25 protein-coding genes are annotated in these 25,018 nt (G+C 62.4%); 22 read left to right on the plus strand and 3 right to left on the minus strand.

Going from position 1 to position 25,018, the window contains the following annotated elements:
- The first annotated feature begins 1 nt into the window (after position 1).
- The 12 genes from fabD to KZO83_RS05300 all read left to right on the plus strand — a co-directional run bounded on the left by fabD (position 2) and on the right by KZO83_RS05300 (position 10,984).
- Entirely contained in the window at positions 2–952 is a 951-nt protein-coding gene (fabD, locus tag KZO83_RS05245) for an ACP S-malonyltransferase (RefSeq protein ID WP_178998192.1), read from the plus strand.
- A 26-nt stretch (positions 953–978) separates the two neighbouring features.
- Positions 979–1,722 carry a 3-oxoacyl-ACP reductase FabG gene (fabG, locus tag KZO83_RS05250; protein ID WP_178998193.1) on the plus strand — a complete coding sequence of 248 codons (744 nt, stop codon included), beginning with the start codon at positions 979–981 and terminating at the stop codon, positions 1,720–1,722.
- Between the two features lie 98 nt (positions 1,723–1,820).
- The gene (gene acpP, locus KZO83_RS05255; protein WP_011506901.1) at positions 1,821–2,054 is read left to right on the plus strand and encodes an acyl carrier protein; all 234 of its coding nucleotides are present in this window, start codon (positions 1,821–1,823) and stop codon (positions 2,052–2,054) included.
- Between the two features lie 173 nt (positions 2,055–2,227).
- Positions 2,228–3,460, plus strand: a complete 1,233-nt coding sequence (fabF, locus tag KZO83_RS05260; RefSeq protein WP_178998194.1) for a beta-ketoacyl-ACP synthase II — start codon at positions 2,228–2,230, stop codon at positions 3,458–3,460.
- A 5-nt stretch (positions 3,461–3,465) separates the two neighbouring features.
- Positions 3,466–4,281: an aminodeoxychorismate lyase gene (pabC, locus tag KZO83_RS05265; RefSeq protein WP_247619992.1), complete on the plus strand. Its 816-nt coding sequence runs from the start codon at positions 3,466–3,468 to the stop codon at positions 4,279–4,281.
- A gap of 14 nt (positions 4,282–4,295) precedes the next feature.
- Positions 4,296–5,297, plus strand: a complete 1,002-nt coding sequence (mltG, locus tag KZO83_RS05270; protein WP_247619993.1) for an endolytic transglycosylase MltG — start codon at positions 4,296–4,298, stop codon at positions 5,295–5,297.
- A gap of 18 nt (positions 5,298–5,315) precedes the next feature.
- Positions 5,316–5,954, plus strand: a complete 639-nt coding sequence (gene tmk, locus KZO83_RS05275) for a dTMP kinase (RefSeq protein ID WP_247619994.1) — start codon at positions 5,316–5,318, stop codon at positions 5,952–5,954.
- Positions 5,945–6,922: a DNA polymerase III subunit delta' gene (locus KZO83_RS05280; protein WP_075367910.1), complete on the plus strand. Its 978-nt coding sequence runs from the start codon at positions 5,945–5,947 to the stop codon at positions 6,920–6,922. The genes tmk and KZO83_RS05280 overlap by 10 nt, the downstream gene beginning before the upstream one ends.
- Before the next feature lie 72 nt (positions 6,923–6,994).
- Positions 6,995–7,324, plus strand: coding sequence for a PilZ domain-containing protein (locus KZO83_RS05285; RefSeq protein WP_418904296.1), 330 nt, complete (start codon positions 6,995–6,997; stop codon positions 7,322–7,324).
- 66 nt (positions 7,325–7,390) lie between these two features.
- On the plus strand, positions 7,391–8,218 hold the full coding sequence (locus tag KZO83_RS05290; RefSeq protein ID WP_247619996.1) for a TatD family hydrolase: 828 nt from the start codon (positions 7,391–7,393) through the stop codon (positions 8,216–8,218).
- Positions 8,219–8,237: 19 nt separating this feature from the next.
- The gene (locus tag KZO83_RS05295) at positions 8,238–8,792 is read left to right on the plus strand and encodes a DUF1285 domain-containing protein (protein ID WP_247619997.1); all 555 of its coding nucleotides are present in this window, start codon (positions 8,238–8,240) and stop codon (positions 8,790–8,792) included.
- Entirely contained in the window at positions 8,789–10,984 is a 2,196-nt protein-coding gene (locus KZO83_RS05300) for an ATP-dependent helicase (RefSeq protein WP_247619998.1), read from the plus strand. Before KZO83_RS05295 ends, KZO83_RS05300 begins: the two co-directional genes overlap by 4 nt.
- Positions 10,985–11,031: 47 nt before the next feature.
- Here KZO83_RS05300 and KZO83_RS05305 read toward each other — a convergent pair whose 3' ends face one another.
- Complete coding sequence (locus KZO83_RS05305) at positions 11,032–12,672, minus strand: electron transfer flavoprotein-ubiquinone oxidoreductase (RefSeq protein WP_247620187.1); 1,641 nt, start codon at positions 12,670–12,672, stop codon at positions 11,032–11,034.
- Between the two features lie 380 nt (positions 12,673–13,052).
- Between KZO83_RS05305 and KZO83_RS05310 the strand changes: the two genes are divergently transcribed.
- The 8 genes from KZO83_RS05310 (at position 13,053) to KZO83_RS05345 (ending at position 20,129) form a co-directional block, all read left to right on the plus strand.
- The gene (locus tag KZO83_RS05310) at positions 13,053–13,805 is read left to right on the plus strand and encodes an electron transfer flavoprotein subunit beta/FixA family protein (RefSeq protein ID WP_247619999.1); all 753 of its coding nucleotides are present in this window, start codon (positions 13,053–13,055) and stop codon (positions 13,803–13,805) included.
- Positions 13,802–14,728: an electron transfer flavoprotein subunit alpha/FixB family protein gene (locus tag KZO83_RS05315; protein ID WP_247620000.1), complete on the plus strand. Its 927-nt coding sequence runs from the start codon at positions 13,802–13,804 to the stop codon at positions 14,726–14,728. The genes KZO83_RS05310 and KZO83_RS05315 overlap by 4 nt, the downstream gene beginning before the upstream one ends.
- Positions 14,729–14,972: 244 nt before the next feature.
- Positions 14,973–15,749, plus strand: coding sequence for a DUF3450 domain-containing protein (locus KZO83_RS05320; protein WP_272493577.1), 777 nt, complete (start codon positions 14,973–14,975; stop codon positions 15,747–15,749).
- A complete protein-coding gene (locus KZO83_RS05325) occupies positions 15,746–17,164 on the plus strand; it encodes a MotA/TolQ/ExbB proton channel family protein (protein ID WP_247620002.1) in 1,419 nt (472 codons plus the stop codon). Before KZO83_RS05320 ends, KZO83_RS05325 begins: the two co-directional genes overlap by 4 nt.
- Positions 17,148–17,681, plus strand: a complete 534-nt coding sequence (locus KZO83_RS05330; protein WP_040243642.1) for a MotA/TolQ/ExbB proton channel family protein — start codon at positions 17,148–17,150, stop codon at positions 17,679–17,681. Before KZO83_RS05325 ends, KZO83_RS05330 begins: the two co-directional genes overlap by 17 nt.
- Positions 17,674–18,084, plus strand: a complete 411-nt coding sequence (locus tag KZO83_RS05335; RefSeq protein ID WP_040243640.1) for an ExbD/TolR family protein — start codon at positions 17,674–17,676, stop codon at positions 18,082–18,084. The genes KZO83_RS05330 and KZO83_RS05335 overlap by 8 nt, the downstream gene beginning before the upstream one ends.
- Positions 18,081–18,857 (plus strand): energy transducer TonB, encoded by a 777-nt coding sequence (locus KZO83_RS05340; RefSeq protein ID WP_247620003.1) that lies wholly within the window; start codon positions 18,081–18,083, stop codon positions 18,855–18,857. Before KZO83_RS05335 ends, KZO83_RS05340 begins: the two co-directional genes overlap by 4 nt.
- A gap of 3 nt (positions 18,858–18,860) precedes the next feature.
- Positions 18,861–20,129, plus strand: a complete 1,269-nt coding sequence (locus tag KZO83_RS05345) for a tetratricopeptide repeat protein (RefSeq protein WP_247620004.1) — start codon at positions 18,861–18,863, stop codon at positions 20,127–20,129.
- Positions 20,130–20,165: 36 nt separating this feature from the next.
- On the opposite strand, the gene xthA is transcribed toward KZO83_RS05345, so the two are convergent.
- Positions 20,166–20,981: an exodeoxyribonuclease III gene (gene xthA, locus KZO83_RS05350; protein WP_075370405.1), complete on the minus strand. Its 816-nt coding sequence runs from the start codon at positions 20,979–20,981 to the stop codon at positions 20,166–20,168.
- Positions 20,981–21,229, minus strand: a complete 249-nt coding sequence (locus KZO83_RS05355; RefSeq protein WP_040243633.1) for a hypothetical protein — start codon at positions 21,227–21,229, stop codon at positions 20,981–20,983. Before KZO83_RS05355 ends, xthA begins: the two co-directional genes overlap by 1 nt.
- Positions 21,230–21,459: 230 nt before the next feature.
- Between KZO83_RS05355 and KZO83_RS05360 the strand changes: the two genes are divergently transcribed.
- Positions 21,460–22,734: a DEAD/DEAH box helicase gene (locus KZO83_RS05360; protein ID WP_247620005.1), complete on the plus strand. Its 1,275-nt coding sequence runs from the start codon at positions 21,460–21,462 to the stop codon at positions 22,732–22,734.
- A 3-nt stretch (positions 22,735–22,737) separates the two neighbouring features.
- Positions 22,738–24,903: an ATP-dependent DNA helicase DinG gene (dinG, locus tag KZO83_RS05365; RefSeq protein WP_247620006.1), complete on the plus strand. Its 2,166-nt coding sequence runs from the start codon at positions 22,738–22,740 to the stop codon at positions 24,901–24,903.
- Positions 24,904–25,018: the final 115 nt, after the last annotated feature.

Genomic DNA, 25,018 nt, shown 5'->3' on the forward strand with positions numbered 1-25,018 from the left:
CATGACACAATCCCTCGCCCTTGTCTTTCCAGGGCAGGGCTCCCAGCAGGTCGGCATGCTGAGGGAGCTGGCCGAGCGTTATAGCGTCGTGCGGACCACGTTCGACGAGGCGTCCGGTGCGTTAGGTTACGACCTCTGGAAAGTCGTACAAGAAGGCCCTGAGAGTGCCTTGAACGCCACCGCTTGCACGCAACCTGCACTGCTGACCTCTAGTGTCGCGATCTGGCGCGTTTGGCAAGAGCTCGAGGGGCCGCGACCTCTGGTGATGGCGGGCCATAGCCTGGGTGAATACAGCGCCATGGTATGTGCCGGCGTCATCAGCTTCGCGGAAGGCGTGCGTCTAGTGCGTCTGCGCGGTGAGGCGATGCAGGCAGCAGTACCGGAAGGCCGTGGTGCGATGGCTGCGGTGCTGGGTCTCGATGACGCGACGGTCGAGACGGCGTGTCGTGAAGCGGCGCAAGGTGAAGTGGTCGCGGCGGTCAACTATAATGCCCCGGGGCAGGTCGTGATTGCGGGCAATAAAACCGCCGTTGAACGGGCCATTGTTTTGTGTCAGGAAGCCGGGGCCAAGCGGGCCTTGCCGCTACCGGTATCGGTGCCCTCGCATTGCAACTTGATGCAGCCGGCTGCCGAGCGCCTCGCGGCGGAAATCGACCGGCTCGACCTTAGAACGCCACGCTATACGGTGGTCCAGAATGTCGATGCGCTCGCGCATGAGGACGTTCAAACGCTCAGCCAGCGTCTCGTCGAGCAGCTTTATCGGCCGGTACGTTGGACGGATTGCGTCAACGCCATGTATGAACGTGGCGCACGGGTCTTTGTCGAGTGTGGGCCGGGCAAGGTTTTGACCGGGCTCAATAAGCGAATTCAACGCCAAGCCAAAGGGCTTGCCGTCAACGACCCCGAATCGCTTGAGAGTGCGCTGGAATTGGCGCGTAGCGAAGAGGGGTAGTCTTAGCCATGAATGCGGGAAACTCGATGACAAGCGAACGCAGGATAGCCCTAGTTACTGGTGCAAGTCGCGGCATTGGGCAGGCGATAGCCCGTGAGCTGGGCCGTCAAGGACGTGTGGTGATCGGCACTGCAACCAGCCAAGCCGGCGCCGATAAGATCGATGCCGATCTAAAGGCGCATGATGTGGAAGGTGCTGGTCGTGTGCTCGACGTCACCGACCAGGCCAGCGTCGAGAGCCTGATCAAATCGATTGGCGACGAGTTCGGTACACCGACCATACTGGTCAACAATGCTGGCATTACGCGTGACAATTTATTGATGCGCATGAAAGAAGACGAGTGGGATGCGGTGCTCGATACCAATCTCAAGTCGCTTTATCGCGTCACCAAGGCGTGCGTGCGCGGCATGACCAAGGCACGCTTCGGGCGTATCGTCAGTATCAGTTCGGTAGTCGCCAGCATGGGCAACCTGGGGCAGACCAACTATGCGGCGGCCAAAGCCGGCATGGAAGGGTTCTCGCGCTCTCTGGCGCGTGAGGTCGCCTCGCGTGGCATTACCGTCAATAGTGTTGCGCCGGGTTTCATCGCTACCGACATGACGCAGGCACTACCCGAGGCCCAGCACGAAGCGTTATTGGGACAGATTCCGCTGTCGCGTCTGGGCGCTCCCGAGGAAATTGCCGCTGCCGTGGGCTTTCTCACCAGCGACAATGCCGGCTACATTACCGGTGAAACGCTGCAGGTCAACGGCGGCATGAATATGCGTTGACGCTCTCCAAGGCGCTGTTGCGTCGTCTGGGAGCGGTCTATAAACTAGCCGCAGCTTTCCAGAGCTAGCGGATTCGTACCACTAGGAGTAACAAGAGAATGAGCACCATCGAAGAGCGCGTGAAGAAGGTTGTGGCTGAGCGCCTGAACGTCAAGGAAGAAGACATCCAGAACACGTCTTCCTTCACCGAGGATCTCGGCGCCGACTCGCTGGACACTGTCGAGCTGGTGATGGCGCTCGAAGAAGAATTCGACACCGAGATTCCCGACGAAGAAGCCGAGAAGATCACGACCGTTCAGGAAGCGATCGATTACGTCGTCGCTCATCAGTAAGTAGAGCGGTACCGGGTTGCCCGGTTCGACATCGACTCGCGAAGGCCGCTCTGTCATCAGGGCGGCCTTCGTCGTTTGTGCATGCGTGCGGTCTCCATCCCGTCGGTGTTTCGGGTATAATGCGCGCCAAACACGGCATTGCCGTGCCAACTCGCAAGTCTGGAGGAGAGCTGATGCCTCGTAAAAGGGTCGTGGTAACCGGATTGGGCCTGGTCACCCCGGTCGGTAACAGTGTCAAGGAAAGCTGGGACAACATCCTGGCGGGCAAGAGCGGCATCGCACCGATCGACCACTTCGATACTACGGGATTCAATACGCGTTTTGGCGGTTCGGTGAAGGACTTCGACATCAGTCCTTACCTGAATCCCAAGGAAGCGCGCAAGATGGATCTGTTCATTCAGTACGGCATCGCGGCGGCGGGTCAGGCCATCGCCGATGCCGGACTGGAGAGCGACGAAGACAACGCGGATCGCATCGGTGTGGCGATCGGTTCGGGCATCGGGGGGTTGCCGATGATCGAGCATAACCACAATGCCTTGAATCGCGGTGGCCCGCGCAAGATCTCGCCGTTTTTCGTCCCCGGGTCGATCATCAATATGATCTCCGGCAATCTGGCGATCCAGCATGGCTTTCGCGGCCCCAATATCGCCATTACCACGGCTTGTACCACGGGGACGCACAATATTGGCTACGCGGCCCGCACCATCGCCTATGGCGATGCAGATGCCATGGTCTGTGGGGGAGCCGAAATGGCCACCACGCCGTTGGGGCTGGGTGGTTTCTCGTCGGCGCGTGCGTTGTCTACGCGTAATGATGATCCTGCCGCAGCAAGCCGCCCTTGGGATCGAGAACGAGATGGCTTCGTACTCTCCGATGGCGCCGGGGTACTGGTGCTCGAGGAGTACGAGCATGCCAAACAGCGTGGCGCGCCCATCTATGCTGAGCTGTTGGGCTTTGGCATGAGCGACGATGCTTACCATATGACCGCACCCAATGGCAGTGGGGCGGAAATGGCGATGCGCAATGCCGTCAAGGACGCCGCTATCGATGCCGGTCAGTTGGATTACATCAATGCACACGGGACCTCGACCCAAGCGGGCGATGTCGCTGAGAGCCAGGCCGTGGAGCGCGTCATGGGCGAAGCGGCCAAGTCCGTAGCGGTTAGTTCCACGAAGTCGATGATCGGTCATCTGCTGGGAGCCGCCGGCGCTGTCGAGGCGATATTCAGCGTGCTTGCCATTCGCGATAGCGTGGTGCCGCCGACCATCAACCTCGAAGACCCCGACGAGGGATGCACGCTCGATTACGTGCCCAACGAGGCGCGTGAGAAGTCGGTGGTGTACAGCCTATCGAACTCCTTCGGTTTCGGCGGTACCAATGGGTCACTGATCTTCGGTCGCGTTTAGGCGTCATGACCGACGACGCAGTGCCGTTCGACGATCGCGGCTTCGCTTATGGGGACGGTCTCTTTGAGACCGTCCTCGTGCGTGATGGGCAGCCTTTATTGTGGGACGCGCATCTACGGCGGTTGGCACGCGGTGCCGAGAGATTGGAAATCCCATTGCCGGATACGCAGACCTTGGCGAGCTTGCCAGGGCAGGCGGGGGCCGGGTTGTGCGTGCTCAAGTTGCTCGTGACCCGTGGCAGCGGTGGTCGTGGGTACGCATCTCCTGAATCGCCCGTGCCGCGCCTGCGTTGGCGATTCATGCCTTTCATGCCGCAGTCCACGTATTGGCGCGATGGCGTACGCGTTCGCCTATGTCGGCTGCGCTTGGGTCACCAGCCTTTATTGGCGGGCATCAAGCATCTCAACCGTCTCGAGAACGTCATGGCGCGTCGTGAGTGGCGCGATCCCGATGTTGCCGAAGGGGTGTTGTGCGATCAGCACGATCGTCTCGTCGAGGCGACCAGCATGAACCTGGTCTGGAGGCGGCACGGCATTCTCGAGACTCCCGACCTGGCTGCATGTGGCGTGGAAGGCACGCTGTTGGCGGCGTTACGCGAGCGCTTGTCGATCCGCACGCGCGGAGTGGGGATCGAGGCGTTGATGGAGGCCGACGCAGCCTGGGTCATCAATTCGGTTCAGGGGGTTTGGCCCCTGAAACAGTTGGACGATGCCGACGGTACCTGCCTGAATCGATGGCCGGTACATACCGCGCATCGGTATCTGCAACAGCATGCCCATCCATTGCTGGGCTATCCTCATGACGTCTTCGATGAGGCGTGAGACAAGGTATCGACATGCGAGTGGTGAAGGTTCTCATAGGGGTTGCGATATTGGCTGGCGTGGCAGTGTTGGGGGCCTATCAGTATTGGCAATCCCGCCTGGCGGCCCCGCTGGCCCTCAATGAAACGACGATTTACGAAGTGCCGCGTGGGGCGGGATTCTTGCGCGTCATCGGCGAACTCGAAGAGCGCGGCATCATCGATGCCACCTGGCCGTATCGCGTCCTGGCGCAATTGTCGCCCGACAAGGTCAACGGATTGCGTTCCGGCGAGTTCGAACTCGACCCGGGAATGAGCGGCAACGACATGGTGGCGCGACTTTCCAGCGACAATGTCGTGTCCTATCGCTTTACCATTCCTGAAGGGTGGACGTTCGCGCAGATGCGCCGCGAACTGGATGCCGCTGCCAAGCTCGAGCATCGTACTCGAGAGATGAGCGATGAAGAGGTCATGGCGGCCTTGGGGCACGAAGATGAATATCCTGAGGGGCGTTTCTTTCCCGATACGTATCGCTACCACAAGGGAATGACGGACCTTGAGGTATTGCGTCGCGCTTACCAACGCATGGCGACCATTCTGGCGGATGTCTGGGCGCAGCGGCATGACGACCTGCCGATCGATAGCGCCTACGACGCGCTCATCCTGGCTTCTTTGATCGAACGCGAGACAGGCGTTCCGGAAGAGCGACGCCAGATCGCCGGCGTCTTCACGCGACGCCTCGAAAGCGGCATGCGACTGCAAACCGATCCCACGGTGATTTATGGCATGGGAGACGACTACGATGGCAACATCACGCGGGCCGACCTGCGTCGCGAGACGCCCTATAACACCTACGTGATCGACGGACTACCGCCGACGCCGATTGCCATGCCGGGCAAGGGAGCGTTGCAAGCCGCCGTGGATCCGGCCCCCGGGGATGCCTTGTACTTCGTCTCCCAGGGCGACGGCTCGCATCAATTTTCCAGTACGTTGGCCGAGCACAATGCCGCGGTACGTCGTTACATTCTCAACCGCTGAGCGGGGTAGCACATCGCCATGACGCCAGGACGTTTCATCACCCTCGAGGGGGGCGAAGGGGTGGGAAAATCCACCAACGTGGATTTCGTGTGCGACTGGTTGAGCGCTCGCGGTATCGACGTACTGCGTACGCGTGAGCCGGGCGGCACCCCGCGGGCCGAGGCGATTCGTGCGCTACTGCTCGATCCCACGCCGCAGGAACCGCTCGACGAGACCGCCGAATTGCTGCTGATGTTCGCGGCGCGTGCCCAGCATCTGGCGGCCAAGATTCGCCCTGCATTGGCGCGGGGTGTGTGGGTCGTCTGCGATCGTTTTACCGATGCGACCTTTGCCTATCAGGGCGGCGGGCGTGGGCTGGACGAGACGCGTATTGCGACACTCGAAGCCTTGGTGCAAGACGATTTGCAACCCGACCTGACGCTGTTACTGGATATGCCGGTCGAGGCCGCCCAGCACCGTGTCGAACGTCGGGGCACCACACGCGACCGCTTCGAGAGCGAACGGCAAAACTTCTTCACCGCCGTGCGTGAGAGCTATCTTTCACGCGCCGCCCAGGCACCGGCACGGTTCGCTGTGATCGATGCCGATCGGGAGCTGGATGCAGTACAGGCATCGATCGCCGATCACCTGGCAGAGAGAAGCGCGTTATGGTCGTGACGCCACTCCCTTGGCAGCGTGACCTTTGGCAGCGCCTGATTCGTCAACAGGACGCGGGTCGTTTGGCGCATGCACTATTGATTTCGGGTCCGCATGGGGTCGGCAAGCACGATCTCGCCGATGCCCTGATAGCCCGTACGCTGTGTCATGCACCGGGTGACACCGCTTGTGGCGAGTGCCATGCCTGTCACATGCTGGCGTCGGGATACCATCCCGATCTGCTCGATATCACCCCGGCAGAAAAACGTCGCCAGATACGTATCGATCCGATTCGACAGGTCAATGCCTTCGTGTCGCAGACCGCGCAACAAGGCGGCTATCGCGTGATTCGCCTGCATCCCGCGGAAGCCATGAATGTGGCGGCTTCCAATGCTCTCCTCAAGAGTCTCGAAGAGCCGGGCGCGAAGACCCTGTTCGTGCTCCTGGCGGATATTCCCTCGCGCATGCTGCCGACCATTCGTTCGCGGTGTCAGCATTGGAGTTTGGGCGTCCCCGAGCCACACAGTGCCTTGGAGTGGCTGAACGAACGTTTCGAGGATCCCGAACAAGCGCGTTTCTGGTTGCGCGTGGCCGGCGGTTTGCCTCAGTTTGCCGTCGAGCTGGCCGAGGGGCGCGGCTTGCGCCAGGAGCTTCGTGAGCTCTTCGATGCGTTGGTGCGTGGCGCGGAGCCAGTCGCCGAAGCGGCGCGGCTCGACCCCCAGTCGTTGGACCGCGTGTTGTGGTACGGTATCGTCTGGCTCGAAGACCTCATTCGCTTGGGCGTCTCCGGCGAAGCACAGCACGTGCGCAATCCGGACCTCCTGCCACTGTATCGCCAGGCAGCCAAGAATGCTCGGGTTCGCGATTGGTTTCGCCTGCTCGACTACGCGCGCGAACAGCGCGGTTTGATCGCCGCTGGGGGCAACCCCAATGCACAGCTGGTGCTGGAAGCCTGGCTGGTGCGTTGGGCATCGCTGTTGCGCTCGTGACAACGCCACGCTGGCGAGGCATAAACATCGTGCATGCAGCGAGTCGTGCATCCTGACCGAGGAGTACTCCGCGTGGCACAAAAAGCTTTATCCCTTACGTTCCACGATATACAGACCCTACAGGCAGCTTATATGCCCTGGCTGGAGCGTGGCGGCGTCTTCGTGCCCACGCAGGAGCGCTATGCGCTTGGCGATGCGGTGTATCTGCTGATCACTTTGCCGGAGGATCCTGAGCGTCTACCGGTTTCGGGCACGGTCGCCTGGCTGTCGCCGCCGGGTGTCGGCGGGCGCCGCGTCCCGGGGATCGGCGTGCATTTCAGCGCCGCCGATCAGCGTGTGAGGGAGCTGATCGAGTCCCAGCTCGCAGGTGTCGCCGCCTCACGCCCCAGCTATACCCTTTAGGCACTTTTCAGACAGTGCCTAATGCCATGGGCTGGGCTACAGCCTTTTCGACTCTTTAGGTACCGCATGTTCGTTGATTCTCACTGCCATCTCGATCGACTCGACCTCACCGCCCATGACGGCAAGCTCGACGGCGCCCTGGAAGCCGCTCGTCAACGGGGCGTGCGTCACTTCCTGGCGATTGCCGTCACGCTGGATGGCGTGCCTAACCTGGTCGATATCGCTCGCGCCCATGATGACGTGTCGCTGTCCGCCGGCGTGCACCCGTTGCATCGGGTCGAGCATGAGCCTGACGTTCAAGCTATCGTCGACTGTGCCCAGCGTCATGACGCGGTGGCGATTGGCGAGACCGGGCTGGACTATCACTACGATGAAGTGGCTCACGATGTGCAGCGTCGGCGTTTCGCCGACCACCTGCGCGCCGCGCGCGAACTCGAACTGCCGGTGATCGTGCATACCCGTGATGCCAAGGAAGATACCTTGGCGTTGATTCGTGAACATACCGATCCCGCGGTGGGGGGCGTCTTGCATTGTTTCACCGAAGATCTCGACATGGCGCGTGAAGCGGTGAGACTGGGTTTCTACGTTTCGCTTTCCGGCATCGTGACCTTCCGTAACGCCACCTCGGTTCGTGAACTGGCGCGCCTCGTGCCCCTTGACCGGCTATTGATCGAAACAGATAGCCCTTATCTGGCGCCGGTGCCGCATCGTGGCAAGCCCAATGAGCCGCAGTGGGTCGTGGAGGTGGCGGAATGCATTGCCGCCGAGCGGGGTATCAGTGTCGACGAAGTCGCGATGCAGACGAGCGCCAATTTCTATCGGCTGTTCCGCGCCGCATTGCCCGAGGCGCCCGACGATGTGCGCGAGGCATTGTCACAGATGAGCGGCCAGTAACGTCCAGCGAGGAGCGAGCATGCCACTAGAGTCGTTGACGGCACATCTCGACGCATCACCCACGGCAGCGTTGCCGCCGGTCGATACCTGGAACCCGCCTTTCTGCGGTGACATGGCGTTGACCATTGCCGCTGATGGCCGCTGGTGGCATGAAGGTACGCCGATGGGGCGCGCACGTTTGGTACGCTTACTGTCGCGCCTGCTGCGTCGGGAAGAAGACGGCGATTATTATCTGGTCACGCCGGTCGAAAAGCTGCGTATCCAGGTTGAGGATCGCCCGTTTTTGATCGCCGATGCCGATTGTCGCGACGCAGTGTGGACGCTGACCACCAATCTCGGTGATAGCGTCACGTTAGGCGCGCAACACCACCTCGTGCTCAGCCCCATGCCAGCCGGCGATCCGATTCCCGAGGTCGCCATTCGTTTCGGATTGTCGGCACGGCTCAACCGCAACGTCTACTATCGCCTGATCGATATTGCCGAGATGCATGAGACGTTCAACGGTAGCGAACTCGGGATATATAGCGACGGCGCCTGGCAGCCCCTCGGCCGGTTGCCCGAGGAGACACCGTGAGCGAGGCGACGCCCGAACAGCGTGCCGTGGTCGCGCATCTCGAGGGGCATGCGCGCGTGTCGGCGGTCGCCGGTGCCGGCAAGACCACCACGCTCGTGCAACGCGTCTTGCATCTGTTGGCCAACCGCGTGCCACCGCAACGCATGTTGGTGCTGATGTTCAATCGCGCCGCGCGCGAGGACTTCACTCACAAGCTGGCTCACGAGGCGGCGGGGCAGCGCCTTCCCGACGTGCGAACCTTTCATTCCATCGGTCATCGTTTGACCCAGACCCTGACGCGCTGGGGGTATCTGTCATCGCGTCAGTTGATCGCCGCCGATTGGCAGCGCGAGCGGCTGTTGCGTCAGGCAGTGCAGATGAGCCTGGAACACGCCGACGACGGCCAGCGCCATGCCGCGCTGGAGTCGGATCGTCTCGAAGCGTTGGCGCAGTTCTGCGAGCTGGTCAAGGCCGAGATGTGCGCTCCGGAACTGCTCCACGAGCGCCTCGACTTCGGTGACGATACCCAGCACTTCTGCGAAGCGTATGCGGTCTTCGAGGAATTGCTCGAAGATCATGCCTTGATGACCTACGCCGATCTTCTCTATCGGCCGCTGCGCTGCCTGGAAGCGACCCCCGAGGCGCGCTCGCGCGTGCAGGGCTTTCTCGATCATGTGATCGTCGACGAGTATCAGGACATCAACGAGGTGCAGCAGCGCTTGCTGGCCATTCTCGCAGGTGAGAGTGCGCAGGTGATGGCGGTGGGCGATGCCAATCAGTGCATCTATGAGTGGCGAGGCGCGCGCCCCGATGCCATGTTCGAACGCTTTACCACCTTGTTCGGCACCGCCCACGATTATCCGCTGTCGTATACCTTTCGCCATGGCCATGTGTTGGCGTTGGCGGCCAATCATGCTATTCGCGCCAACCGCCGGCGTCCCGATCAGCTATGCCTGGCCGCACCCGGCACGCCGACGACCCGCGCCGACGTGGCGGTGGGAAGCAGTGCGCTGCTCGATGCCCTTCAGCAATGGCACGGCGACGGGCGCGCCTTGGGCGAGGCCTGCGTACTGGTGCGCAGCTGGGCGTTGTCGGTCTCCGTGCAGTTACAGCTGTTGCGAGCCGGCATTCCATTCCGGCTCGCGCGTGAGGATCGCTTCGTGTTTCGTCTGCCGCTGGTGCAGGCGCTGGCGGGGTATCTGGCCCTGGCGCGAGACGGACGCCGTCTGCAGGATCCCGAGCAGCTCAACTTGCTGTTGTCGCAGCCGACGGTGTTCGTGCCTCGCGAGACGCTGACCGCCTTGGCGCACCAACTGGCCCAGACCCAGCAATGGCCTGAGCGGCACGACCCTTTGTTGAATGCGTTGAAGCCGCTTCAGCGGCGCAACCTCAAGCGTCGCTGGCAGTTGTTATGCGAACTGCCACGCATGTCGAACTGGCCGCCGGCCAAGTTGCTCGAACATGTCGTCGAGGCCACTGAGGCGGATAAAGCCCTCAAGCGCTCCGCCTCGAGACGCGCCAAGGCCGAGGACGATGTGCGTCTGCTCGATGTGTTGATCGAACAGGCCGGTGAACTGGCCAACGACCCCGAAGGCTTCATCGAGCTACTGAGTCAGCCGGTGGAAGCGCGCGAGGATGGCGTGTTGGTGACCACGGTGCATGGCGCCAAGGGGCTCGAGTGGCCGATGGTCGCGCTGTGGGGTGTCAACGAGGAGGACTTTCCGCACTACACGCGTGAGACGCCTCTGGACGCCGAGCGCCTGGAAGAGGAGCGTCGCCTTTACTACGTAGCGATCACGCGCGCGCGTGAACGTTTGCTGGTCCTGCACGATGGCGGCGATCATCGTCCCAGTCGCTTCCTTGAGGAGACTGCATGGGACGACTGCCACCGCGCCGCCGCCGCGCTCGGCGAGGCATCGCCCGACGCGTTGGCAGTGCGCGCCCCGGAGGTGGTCGGGCGTTATCTCGAACGTTGCGGACTGAATTTAGCCGTTACTCGCGCGTCAGAGCCAGCCGCTGAATCGGCACCTGCGACATGGTCGGTAGGGCAGTGGGTGCGGCATGACGTCTTCGGTGAGGGCGAGATCGTGGTGCTCGAGGGAGACCCCGCCAATCCAGTCATCGAGGTGCGCTTCACGCAGGCGGGGCGCCGGCGGTTAATCGCCGCGCGGGCCCCGTTGGAATGCGTAGCCGAGCAGGCAGTGCCGAGTTGAGATCGTGCGAGATGCCCCGCCAGTCGGCGAGGACATCGTGAGCATGACTACATGTTGGGGTAGTTGGGTCCACCGCCGCCTTCCGGCGCGACCCAGGTGATGTTCTGGGATGGATCCTTGATGTCGCAGGTCTTGCAGTGCACGCAGTTCTGGAAGTTGATCTGGAACTTGGGTTCGCCGTCTTCCTCGACGATCTCGTAAACCCCGGCAGGGCAGTAGCGCTGCGCGGGCTCGGCATATTCCGGCAAGTTGATGCGTACCGGAATCTCAGGATCGGTGAGCCGCAAGTGACAAGGTTGATCCTCTTCATGGTTGGTATTGGAGAGGAACACCGATGAAGACTTGTCGAACGAGAGCTTGCCATCCGGCTTGGGATAGTCGATGGGCGTCACCTCGTTGGCATGGCGCATGCGCGCATGATCGGAGGTGGTGTCGTGCACGGTGGGTAATTTGCCGCCCAGGAGTTGGTCCAGGAAGTTGTAGGCGCCGCCCTTGACGGTGCCGTACTTGTGAATCGCCGGCCCGAAGCTTCGGCTTTCGGTCAACTCCGCCCAGGCCCAGCTGTTTTGCCATTTCGAGGTGAACGCGGTCAGCTCCGCGCCGCCTTCGTCGCCGCCCACGAAGGCCTCGAACACGCTCTCGGCCGCCACCAAGCCGGACTTCATCGCCATGTGGATGCCCTTGATCTTGGCGAAGTTGAGCGTGCCAGCATCACAGCCGATCAACAAGCCGCCGGGGAAGGTCATCTTGGGCAGGCTATTGGCGCCTCCCTTGGTGATGGCGCGCGCCCCGTAGGAAACGCGGGAGCCACCTTCGAGATGTTGCTTGAGCACCGGGTGGTGCTTCATGCGCTGAAATTCATCGAAAGGCGAGAGGTAGGGGTTGTCGTAGGAAAGATCGACGATCAACCCCACTACTACCTGCTGATTGTCGGCATGGTAGAGAAACCAGCCACCATGAGTGTCGCTGGGCAGCGGCCAGCCTGAGCCATGCAAGACGCGTCCTGGCTCGTGCTGATCGGCGGGCACGTCCCAAAGTTCCTTGAAACCCAGGGCATAATGTTGGGGGTCGCGGCCTTCGTCGAGGTCGAAGCGCTCGATCAGACGCTTGCCGAGATGTCCGCGTGCGCCCTCGGCGAACAGCGTGTATTTGGCGCGTAGTTCCATGCCCGGCATATGGCCGGGTTTTTCGCTGCCATCGGCGGCCACGCCCATGTCGCCGACGAGGATGCCGCGTACCGCGCCATCGTCATCATGCAGGCTTTCCTGGGCGGCGAAGCCGGGGAAAATTTCCACGCCGAGTTCTTCGGCCTGCTCGGCCAGCCAGCGACAAAGGTTGCCGGCGCTGATGACATAATTGTCATGTGCGCCGCCAGTGTTGTGCATGCTCTTGGGCACCAGGGCATTGGGTAGTTTCTGGGCGCTCTCGGCGTCCTTGAGCAGGTAGAGGTCGTCGCTGATCACGGGGGTGTTCAATGGCGCGCCACGCGATTCCCAGTCGGGGAAGAGTTCGCGAAGGGCGCGTGTCTCGAGCACGGCACCGGACAGAATATGCGCGCCCACTTCGGAGCCTTTTTCGACCACGCAGACACTGAGTTCACGCTCTGCTTCGTGGGCCTGTTGCATCAGGCGACATGCCGCCGAGAGCCCGGATGGGCCGGCGCCGACGATGACGACGTCGAAATCCATGTATTCGCGTTCCACGGCTTGATTTCCTCCATCTTCGCGTTGGGCGGTCGACGCGCCCGAGCATGCACGGCATCTTTCGATCAGCGATGCATGGACAAGTCGCGTTTTTCTTGGTTGTATTCTAAAGATTGTATTTTAAACGATCGTTTGATTCCACTCGAGGTGGTCGGCCGGCATGATGTCATTTTCCAGCGAGTTTGTCGTCCGACGCGGCCATGACGGCGCTTCAGGGTTTGACCGGATTGGACGAGATCACGCAATATTATGTAGGGTCGCCGAGTGTTTAACGGGCGACATTTTTCGGGACACGCCCCCTATCAAACGCTTGAATGAATTTATTCTAAGGGCATGCCTGCCGGTTCTAACCAAGCGAGGACACCATGAAAGTACTCGTCGCGGTCAAACGCGTCATCGATTATAACGTCAAGATCCGGGTCAAGCCGGATCACTCCGACGTCGACCTCACCAACGTCAAGATGGCCATGAATCCGTTCTGCGAGATTGCCGTGGAAGAAGCGGTGCGCCTCAAGGAAAAGGGCGTGGCCAGCGAGGTGGTCGCCGTTACCATCGGCCCTAAGGCTGCGCAGGAGCAACTGCGTACTGCCCTGGCGTTGGGTGCCGATCGCGCGATTCACGTCGAGACCGACGACAAGGTCGAGTCACTGACCGCCGCGAAGCTCCTCAAACGGGTCGTCGACGACGAACAGCCAGGCCTTACCATTCTCGGCAAGCAGTCCATCGACACCGACAACAACCAGACCGGCCAGATGCTGGCCGCTTTGGCAGGCATGGGGCAGGGTACGTTCGCCTCAGAGGTACAGGTCGAGGGCGACGACGTCCAGGTAACCCGTGAAATCGACGGTGGTCTGCAGACCGTCGCGCTCAAGCTGCCGGCGGTCATTACGACCGACCTGCGCCTCAACGAGCCACGCTATGCCAAGCTGCCCGACATCATGAAGGCCAAGAAGAAGCCCATCGACGTCAAGAGCCCCGACGATTTGGGCGTCGCCGTGGCGTCCAGTCTGAGCGTGCTCAAGGTGGAATCGCCGGCCGAACGTCAAGGCGGCACCAAGGTGGCCTCCGTGGATGAACTCGTCGACAAACTCAAGAACGAAGCCAAGGTGATCGCATGAGCATTCTGGTTATCGCCGAACATCATAACGGCCAACTGGCGGAAAGCACCGCCCACGTGGTCGCCGCGGCTCAGGCCATCGGCGGAGACATCGAGATCCTGGTGGCGGGCGAGAGCGTCGCGGGCGTTGCCGAGTCGGCCGCCAAACTGACCGGTGTCAGCAAGGTAAGGGTCGCCGACGACGGCGTCTACGCCCACCAGCTTGCAGAGCCGATGGCCGAGCTCATCGCCGGGCTCGCCAGCGGTTACAGCCACGTGCTGGCGGCCGCCTCCACGCAGGGCAAGAACGTCTTGCCGCGCGTTGCCGCGCTCAAGGACGTGGCGGCGATTTCCGAGGTGTTGGCCGTGGAAAGCCCGGATACCTTCCTGCGGCCCATCTACGCGGGCAACGCGATCGCCACCGTGCAGTCGAGCGATGCCCTCAAGGTACTCACCGTGCGTACCACGGCCTTCGATGCCGTCGAGGCCACGGGCAGCGCCGGGGTCGAAGCGGTGACGGCCGAGGTGGATAATACGCTGTCGCGTTTCATCGGCGAGGAACTGGCCAGCAGTGATCGGCCTGAGCTTGGCAGTGCGCGCGTGGTCGTCTCCGGCGGTCGTGGCATGGGCAACGGTGAGAACTTCAAACTGCTCGACGGTATCGCCGACAAACTCGGCGCGGCGATTGGCGCTTCGCGAGCGGCCGTGGACGCCGGCTTCGTTCCCAACGACATGCAGGTCGGGCAGACCGGCAAGATCGTTGCGCCGGAGCTGTACATCGCTGTGGGTATCAGTGGCGCCATCCAACACCTGGCGGGGATGAAAGACGCCAAAGTCATCGTGGCGATCAACAAAGATGAAGAAGCACCGATCTTCCAGGTCGCCGATTACGGCCTGGTGGGCGACCTGTTCGAAGTGCTTCCCGAACTCGAATCCAAATTGTAAGTCGAAGTCATATGCGGTCTGCCGACTGACGTTGGCCCGCGATGTATTGTCAAACCGGCTCACGTGGCCGGTTTTTCTTTCTCATAGTCCATGATTGATAATTGTTCTTGTTTGTATTAGCGTGCTAGCCGTCCTTTCGTCGGCGCTAGTGGGCGACCGACACGATCAAGCAACGGGAGAAAGCGTGGTGCCTAACGACACGCGAAGCCGAACACGGACATGCCGGCGTGCGGCTTGCGCCGGTATGGCGTTATTGATGGGCGTTTCCGCAACGGCCTGGGCGCAGCAGACGTCATTGCGAGATGCCAGTGTGCAGGCGCAGCAAGAACAGGCGGCGTTGCAGGACAAGATAGACGCGGCCGACGACGAAACGCGTGAATTGCTGACGCGCTTGCGCGATGCCAGACGCGAAGCCTCGCGCCTCGAGCGCTACAACGACGAGCTTGCCCGCCGTAATCAGGCGCAGCAGGCTTTGATCGAGAAGCGCCGCGAGGCCATCGATCAACTCTCGGTGACGCGTGAAGCCTTGCCGGGGCAATTGCGCGATATGGTGGCGCAATTGCGCACCCTGATCGAAGCGGACTTACCTTTCTTGCGCGAGGAGCGCCTGGCGCGCGTCGAGAGTCTCGATGCGATGCTCGATGACAGCGAAATGAGCGCGGGTGACAAGCTCGATCGCGTACTCTCCGCCTGGCGTACGGAACTCGACTACGGCCGTGAGATGGATGCCTGGCAAGGGCCGTTGGTGGGCGATGACGACCGTCAGGTCGACTATCTCCGCGTAGGGCGTATTGGGCTTTATTACGCCACGCCGGACGGCCGCGCCGGTGGTGTCTGGCGTGCCGATGCCGAGGAATGGCAATCCCTCGAGGGCGACGCGCTCGATGAACTGCGCAAGGGCCTGCGTATCGCGCGCGATCAGCGGGCACCGGCATTGCTCGATCTCCCCGTCTCGGTAGCGGTAGAGACCCAATCGGCCGGTGAGGCGAATTCTCCCGCCAATAACGAGGAGTCGTCATGAGCACATGGAAGTCTCTGCGGTCCCGGGTGTTGGCGCCGATGCTGATGTTGACGATAGCGCTGCCGGGCCTCGTGCCAGCGGCGTTGGCCCAGGAAGACGATGCGAGTCCCTCGCTTGAGCAAATGCTAGAAAGTCTGCGTACGGATAGCGAAGCTGCCGAGGCGCGAGACCGTGAGCGCTTGAGCGCCCTGGTGGACGACCGCACTGCATTGCGCGACGCGGTGGAGAAAGCTGAGGCCGAACGCGATGATGCGCGTCAACGGCGCGACGAGTTGGAGGCAACGCAAACGCGTCAGCGTGCAGCGCTCGAAGACGTCAACCAGCGGCGTCACGATGAAGCGGGCGATCTCGATGGCGTTTTCGATGTGGTGCAAGGGCAGATAGGCGAATTGCGTGATGCGCTAGGCGACAGCTGGTTGACCGTGGGAACGCAGACGACACTGCCGGCACGGCTCGACGATGACGCCATCATCGATACCCAGACACTGGAAAACTTGGGGAGGACGTTTGCCGCGTTGACAGCGGAGACCGGGCGCGGCGTGCGCTTCGAGGCGCCCATCGCCGATTCCGAAGGTAATATCGAGCAGCGTGAGGCGGTGCGCTTGGGCGACTTTCTCGCTTTCAGCGGTGGCAAGCTTCTGAAACGTGATGCGGGCAATCAAGCGGGCGAGACGGGGCTGCGAGTGGTGTCGCATACGCCTCAGGAGGCCCGCGAGGCACTGCAATCCTTCCAGCAGGGCGGCGGGGAGCGCGTTGTCTTCGACCCTACTCAAGGCAATGTGCTTGATGCCCTGGCGCAGCAACCTTCCCTATGGGAGCGTTTTCAGCAAGGCGGAGCGGTTGGCTATGTCATTGTCGTGCTGGGTCTCGCGGGACTGTTGGTCGCGCTGGCGCAATACGTCTATCTGCTGATGGTCAGCCTGCGGCTGCGTCGCCAGCTTCGTACGCCTGATGCCTTGCGCAGCGATAACCCGCTGGGACGGGTGCTCGGTCGCTTCGCGGCGTTGGGTCACGATCATGCGCCAGAAGCGTTGGAGGCACGCCTCGATGAAGCGTTGCTGGCCGAAAAGCCGCGTCTCGAGCGTGGTCAGCCTTTGGTCAAGCTCATGGCGGCCGTTGCGCCCTTGCTGGGGCTACTCGGGACCGTGACCGGGATGATCGGCACCTTCCAGGCGATCACCGTGTTCGGCACCGGCGACCCGCAACTCATGGCCGGCGGGATCAGCCAGGCGTTGGTGACCACTGTGTTGGGCCTTATCGTCGCCGTACCGCTTCTATTCGTGCATACCGCCTTGAGCAGTCGCAGCCGCGAATTGCTCGGCACGCTCGAGGGTCGGGCGAGTGCCGTGCTGGCCGAGCATCTCGAGGCCTCACATGGGCACACGAGGACGCAGGCCGATGTCCACGCTCGCTGAGCCCATCGTCTGGCTGGTCGAGGCCGGTGGTCCGGTGCTGGTGGTGATTGCCCTGGTTGCCATGGCACTTTTCGCCATGGGGCTGGAGCGCGGCTTGTACTGGCAGTTCGTGCATAGCCGTCGTCGTCGGGCACTGGTGGCGCGCTGGGTCGCGCGCCACGATCACGCCAGTTGGAGCGCGTTGACACTGCGCGAGGTCTGGACGTCGGAACTCATCGGTCAACTGCGGCGCCCTCTGCCGTGGCTCAAGCTACTAGTGGGGCTTTGCCCGCTGCTGGGGTTGTTGGGGACGGTCACCGGGATGATCCAGGTCTTCGATAGCCTCTCCTTGACCGACGTCAACCAGGCACGGGCCATGGCCGATGGCGTGGCCCGCGCGACGTTACCGACATTGACCGGCATGGCGGTCGCCGTGGTGGGACTATTGTTCACCACCCGTCTTGAACACGTGATTCGGCGCGAGGATCAGCGGCTACATGACCGCATGGCACGTGCCGTGGAGGATGCCAATGCGTAGGCGTCGACTACAGGACGTCAATGACGACGCCCAGGAAATCAATCTCACGCCGATGCTGGATGTGGTCTTCATCATGTTGATCTTCTTCATCGTGACGACCAGCTTCATCAAGGAGAGTGGCGTGGAAATCGACCGCCCCGAGTCGTCCTCCGCGACCGCACGCCCCGAAGCGCAAGTCATGGTGGCGATCACCGCCGAGGACGCCGTGTGGGTCGATGGACAGCCGGTGGATGCGCATCGTGTGGGCAATGAAGTAGCCAGTCTGGTGAGCGACGAAGGTGGCGTCGTGATTCAGGCCGACCGCCAATCGACCACCGGGCTTCTCATTGAAGTCATGGATGCCATTCGCGATGCCGGCGTTGAAAACGTCGCCGTGGCGGCGGATCGAGGCGCCGACGGATGAGGACGATTGCAGGCGCTGTAGGCGGCATCTTGATGGCGTTGGGGCTTTTTTACCTATTGGCCCTGCTGGTGGCGCCGCCGGAAGATAACCGTGAACCGGTCGAGCAGCCGATGTCGGTATCACGCGTCGAGGCGCCTGAGGCACAAGAGGCGTCGGCGCCGGAAGCGGCTGCACCGGATGCGCCGACGCCACCGACTCAAACGCCACCGCCACCGCCGCCCTCGCCAGTGCCCGCGAGCCAGAGTGATAGCGCGCTGACGTTGCCCGAGCCGGAAACATCGGCGCCTCCCTCGCCGGAAGTGCCGGAGGAGTCGTTGCCCGAGCTCGAGGAAATCGAGCCCACGCCTGAGCCCGAGCCTGAACCGCAGCCCGCTCCCGAACCGCAGCCCGACCCTGAGCCTGCACAAGAAACGCCACCTTCGGAGGCGATGTCGCAAGGCGACAGCGATGAGGCCGCGGACACCGAAGCCTCGGCGAGCGGCGAAACGAGCGAGCAGGACGCTGAACAAGTCGGCTCACCTCAGCCGACCCAGCGCGTGCCGCCGGAATATCCGTCGCGGGCGCAGCGGCGAGGTATCGAGGGATTCGTGGAGGTGAGCTTCACGATCCTGCCCAATGGCCAGGTCGATGGCGATTCCTTGCGCGTCACCGATGCCGAGCCGCGTAGCATGTTCGAACGTGCGGCGCTCAAGGCCGTCGCCGACTGGCAGTTTCCGCGAAGCGATCACCCGCGTGAAGCGCGTCAGCGGCTGGAATTTCGTCTCAAGAGGTAACGCATGCAGTGGCGTCATTGGGGATGTGTAGCGATGCTCTGTCTGGGCCTGGGAATGGCCAGCACGAGTGCCAGTGCGGCCGGGCCGGCACTGGCGCCGGACATGGTGCAGGCGTTGGAGTCACTGCAGCAGCGCATGCAGGATAACGCCAGCGAGAGCGCCATCGAGGACGCCAAGGCGGCCGCTGCGCGGCTACAAGGCGGTAATCGGGCGGATCGCTGGGCGCGTGCCTTGTTTCTGCAACTGGCGGCCACCGGAGAGGCGCAGCGAGGACGGGATGCCGCCGCTGCGGACTTGTTCTATCAAGCGCGGCGCATTGACGGTGTGGGCAGCGATTCGCGCCGGCGCTGGCTCAATCAAGAGGCGCGTTTGAGGCTGCGCGCGGGGCAGACTGCGCAAGGCACCGAATTGCTCGGCGAGTGGATCGAGCGTCATGGCGGTGATCGCGACACCTTGTGGCTGATGGTGCATGCCAAGGCAACGCAAAAACAGTGGTCGCAGGCGGCGCAGTGGGTCGACCGTGCGCGGCGTACGGGTGACATGGATGCCGAAAGACGTCGCCTGGCGGCAAGCGTTTATCAGCACGCCGAGCGTTACGACGCAGCGCTGGAACTGCTCGACGATCAGCTGCAAAGTGAGAGTGACGACCCCCAGGCCTGGCGACGTGCCGCGGCGCTGGCACAGCGCATGCAGCAACCTGGTTTGGCAGCGGCATTATGGGAAGCCGGCTGGCGGCGGGGCGTACTCGTGGGCAAGGACGACCTCGAGCGTTTGATTCGGCTGCATCTGGCTGGCGGGACCCCGGCGCGCGCTGCCGAGCATCTGGAAACGGCATTCGAGAAGGGCACGCTGCCACGCGATCGCGAGCATCTGCGTCTTCTGGCCGAGGCCTGGACGTCGGCGCGCGCGCACCAAAAGGCGTTGTCGGCGTGGCGCGCGCTGGTCGACGAGACCCAAGCCGCCGAGGACTGGCGTCAGCTCGGTGAGCTGGCCTATGGCTGGGGTGAGTGGTCGACGGCGATAGAAGCGCTGCGCCAGGCGCGTGAGCAGGGGGCCGATCCCGCGCGAACCTGGTTGCTGGAAGGGGTATCGCAACTGGCGTCGTCGGATGAAGAAGCGGCGCGCGCGGCGTTCGAAGCGGCGCGCGATGCCGGTGCCTCGCAGGCCGAAGCATGGCTGGCATCGCTCGACGAAGAGGGTGTCGGGAAAGCGCCCGACGTCGACGCATCACTCAATGAGACGACACCCGAGGCGCCCTCCGATACGCAATGACGCATTGCCCCCGCGTTATACGGACGTTGATGGGTCTTACAACGCTAGCTGTGCCCATACCGGGGCGTGATCCGAAGGACGCTGGATGCCGCGTAGTTCGTAATCGATGCCTGCGTCTTCCACCCGCTCGCACAGCGTGGGGGTGACCATGATGTAGTCGATCCGCAAGCCGCGCTTGGGCTCGCGCTCGAAGCCCCGAGAACGGTAGTCAAACCAGCTGAAGCGATCGTCGACTTCGGGATAGCGCAGACGGTAGCAATCGCTCAGCCCCCAGTCGGCAAGGCGTGTGAGCCATTCACGCTCGACGGGTTGGAAACTGGTTTTGCCTTCGCGCAGCCAGCGCTTGCGGTTGGACTCGCCGATACCGATGTCGATGTCGGCGGGCGAGATATTGAAGTCCCCCATGACCGCGAGCCGTTCGCTGGGCGTATGCCGCTCTTGCAGCAATGCCGTGAGCCGGGCATAGAAATCGCGTTTGTTGGGAAACTTGGTGGGGTGTTCGACATTTTCACCCTGGGGGAAGTAACCGTTGTACACGGTCATGCTCTCGCCGTCGTCACAGCTGACGCGGACGCCTATCAAGCGTCGCTGGGCCTCTTCGCCATCATCGGGCAGGCCGTAATGCACAGCCTCGGGAGGCTGTCGGGTGAGCAATGCGACGCCGTAATGGCCTTTCTGCCCGTGAAAAGCGACGTGATAGCCGAGTGCCTCGACGGCTTCGCGCGGGAACTCGCTGTCCTGCACTTTGGTTTCCTGGAGACCGATGATGTCGGGACGGTGCGACTTGATGAGTGCCTCCAACTGGTGCAGGCGAGCGCGGATTCCGTTGATGTTGAAGGAGACTAGGCGCATCAGCGATCACCCCGTGAGTCGTCGTCGCGTGTCGGCGTCCCATGTACATCGAGGGTTGGCGCCTGCTGTTGACGTGCCAGGCGACGAGCGGCCTGCAGTTTGCGTTGCTGGCGTTTCTTCTGCACGTAGCGCGGCGACGATTTGACCTGATCGGGGTTCTCGTGGCGCCATTTACGGAAATCCTTGCGACGCCCGGTGCGAATCGTCACCTTGCTGGCGATCGAGCGTGTTTTTTTGCTGCGTGTCATGTCGTGACCCTGTGTCGTATTGACTTGGGGATCATTCTACCAGTCGCGTTGCCGGGCGACATCCGTGCTTGAGCGCGATGCCCGCGCGATGCTCGGCAATGACTGATACAATGCTCGCTTGCGTCGTGATCCAGCTTGGCTGTCGCGATGGCCGTGGCGCGCTCCGGAAAGGCGGACAAGCGCGCTGGATTCATGCATTTGCGTACGAATATGGACAGACATAGAAGCCTATGAGTGAGTCGGATAAAACCCCAGCACCGGCCCAGAACCGCAAGCCCAAGCGTCGGCGTCGCAAGCCGCGTCGGTCGCAGTCCCAGTGGGACATCAAGCAGTTCCAGGTGACGCCGGTGGCGGGCAAGTGGCGTTTTCACGATTTCGATCTCCCTGTGCCGCTCATGCGCGCGATTCACACTCTGGGATTCGAATACTGCACGCCGATCCAGGCAGAAGCTTTGACGCATACGCTGCTAGGCGGCGATGTGGTCGGCAAGGCGCAGACGGGGACCGGCAAGACCGCCGCTTTCCTGATTTCGATTCTGGCGTACTTCCTGGAAGAGAAAGCCCCCGACGGCCAGAAACCCGGGGCGCCGCGTGCATTGATCGTCGCGCCGACACGTGAGTTGGCGCTGCAGATCGAGAAAGACGCCAAGGCACTGGCGCGCTTCACATCACTCAATGTGGCCAGCGTCGTCGGCGGCATGGACTATCAGAAGCAGCGCGATCAGTTGTCGCGCAAGCTCGATCTGCTCGTCGCGACGCCGGGGCGTCTGCTCGACTTCCACGAAAAGCGCGATGTCGATTTGACGCAAACCGAGGTGCTGGTCCTCGATGAAGCGGACCGTATGCTGTCAATGGGCTTCATCCCCGACGTCAAGCGCATCATCCAGCATACGCCCAAGTCCGAAGAGCGCCAGACCTTCCTGTTCTCGGCGACGTTCAGTCCGGACATTCTCAACTTGGCCAGACAGTGGACGCATGGCGCCACGCACGTCGAGATCGAGGCCAGCCTCGAGAATGCCGCCAACATCGATCAGCGTGTCTATCTGGTGGGGGACAGCGACAAGCAACGCCTACTGATCAACTTGCTCAACCAAGAGAGCATGGAGCGCGTAATCGTGTTCGGTAACCGCCGTGATCTGGTCCGTAATCTCGACTCGAGCTTGCGTGACGCCGGCATCAATGTGGCGATGCTTTCCGGGGATGTTCCCCAAAAGGCACGTATCGAAACGCTCGATCGTTTCCGCAACGGCGAGGTGGATGTGCTGGTCGCCACCGACGTAGCAGGGCGTGGCATTCATATCGACGATGTCAGCCATGTGGTGAATTACACCCTGCCGGAAGATCCCGAGGATTACGTTCACCGTATCGGCCGCACGGGCCGTGCCGGTGCCGAGGGCGTGTCGATCAGTTTCGTCGGCGAAGAAGATGCGTTTGCGCTGCCGGGAATCGAGTCCTACATCGACGCCAAGCTGCCTTGTCAGCATCCTCCCGAAGGGCTGCTCTAACCCTTGGCGGAAACGGCATCCCAGGCGCTCGATCCCGAGCTCAAGGCGACCATTCAGGCGGCCTACCGGCAGGTGCTCGAGGGGCTCGAGCTGACGCCGCGTTACGGTCAGCGCCTGATGATCGCCGAGATCGCGCGGACCTTGGGTGGCATCGAGGCAGATGACGCGGGGCGACGTCTCTCCAACGAGCATGTCTGCGTGCTGGAAGCGGGGACCGGCACTGGCAAGACGCTGGCCTATCTGCTTGCCGCGCTGCCCATCGCCCAGGCGCGCGGTAAGCGCCTGGTGATCTCCACCGCCACGGTGGCGCTACAAGAGCAGGTACTGCATCACGATCTGCCGGCCCTCAAGGCGCATAGCGGCCTCGATTTCGAATACGCCCTGGCCAAAGGCCGGGGGCGCTACCTGTGCGTGGCGCGACTCGATCAGGCCCTGGAAGGTGGAGAAGACAATCCCACGCTGTCGCTTTTCGAAGAGGCGATGACGTCCCGCGACGGCGACGACTTCCAGGCCCTGGCGCACGAGATGGCCGAGGCCTACTCGGCAGGGCGCTGGGAAGGGGATCGCGATAGCTGGCCGACGGGGATCGACGATGCCGATTGGCGCCGCCTGACCATCGATCATCGCCAGTGCACCAATCGTCGCTGTGGTCACTTCGGCGCCTGCGCCTTCTTTCGTGCCCGCCGTGGGCTCGATCAGGCCGATATCATCGTGGCCAATCACGACCTGGTGCTGGCGGATCTTTCCTTGGGGGGCGGGTTGGTATTGCCATCGCCCAAGGAGTGCATCTACGTCTTCGATGAAGGGCACCATCTGCCCGATAAGGCTCTCGACCACTTTTATCACCGATTGCCGGTCAACGGTACGCTACGCTGGCTGCGCACGCTGAAGAAGTCGCTGACCGAGCTCAATACCGCGCTGGCCGTGCAGCCGACCTTGGCTCGCTTGTTAGGGAGCCTGCCTGAAGCCATCGCCGCGCTGGAGCCGCGCCTCGGCGAGGCGTTCGCGATGGGGCATCGTATCGCCGAGTTGGAGCATGGGCTGCCTGAAGAAGCCAGTGACGCCGTACATCACCGCTTCTCCATGGGGCGGGTGCCCGAGGCGCTTTCCGAGCAGGCCGGGGCGATGGTCACGGCCTTCGCCGAGTTGTCGCGTACGCTCGAGAGCATGGCCGATATCCTGCGCGAGAGCCTCGATCCGGAAAAAGCCACGGGGCTGCCGCGCGAACAGGCCGAGGCCTGGCTGCCGTTGATCGCTTTGCTGCACGGCCGTGCCCTGGAAGCGCATGCCTTGTGGCAAGCGTTGGCCACGGCGGACCCCGAGGATGGTGTACCGCAAGCACGTTGGCTCACCTTCGAGCGTGTCGCCGGCGAGGCGGAATTGACGTTTTCGGCAAGCCCCGTCTCGGCCGCCGAGACCTTGGCCCGGCATTTGTGGGGCACATGCTATGGCGCGGTGGTGACCTCGGCGACGCTGACCGCGCTCAATCGCTTCGAGCGTTTGCAAGAGCGCGCCGGGCTTGCCAATCGCTATCGCTATCAACGCCTGCCCAGCCCTTTCGATTATTCGCGAGCGGTGCTTAGCGTGCCGCCGGAAGCCGTCGACCCCAGCAATCGCGAAGCCCACGAGCGTACGCTAATCGATTTCACCCAAGCGCTGGGCGAGCGTGAAGCCGTGCTCATGCTGTTTTCGTCACGCAAGCAGATGCGTGCCGTACTCGATGCGTTGCCAGAAGCGGTGCGTCAGCGGGTGCTAGCGCAGAATCACCTGCCCAAGCGTGAATTGCTGCAACGCCATCGCGCGCGTGTCGACGCCGGGGAGGGCAGTATCATCTTTGGGTTGGCGAGTTTCGCCGAGGGGATCGATCTGCCGGGTGAGTATCTCACTCATGTGGTGATCACCCGCCTGCCGTTCTCGGTGCCCGATGACCCGGTGGGAGCGACCCTGGCGGAGTGGATCGAGAGTCGTGGCGGCAATCCGTTCATGCGCATTTCGGTGCCGGATGCCTCGATTCGTCTGGTCCAGGCCTGCGGTCGATTGATTCGCAAGGAAGCCGATCAGGGACGCATCACATTACTCGACCGCCGTGTCCTGACGCGCCGTTACGGACGGGCGCTGCTCGATTCCTTGCCGCCTTTCCGGCGCGAAATAGACGGTATGGCGCAATAAGGCGCTTTTTAGACAGGGCTTAGGCACTGTTCGGACAGCCTGTTTCGAGCAATGCCTAGCTCTCAAGCGATAGTCAGTGAGCTGACCCCGCAAGTGAAGCGGGGTCGTGGGGAGA

Source organism: Chromohalobacter moromii, from assembly GCF_023091865.1.
Taxonomy (GTDB): domain Bacteria; phylum Pseudomonadota; class Gammaproteobacteria; order Pseudomonadales; family Halomonadaceae; genus Chromohalobacter; species Chromohalobacter moromii.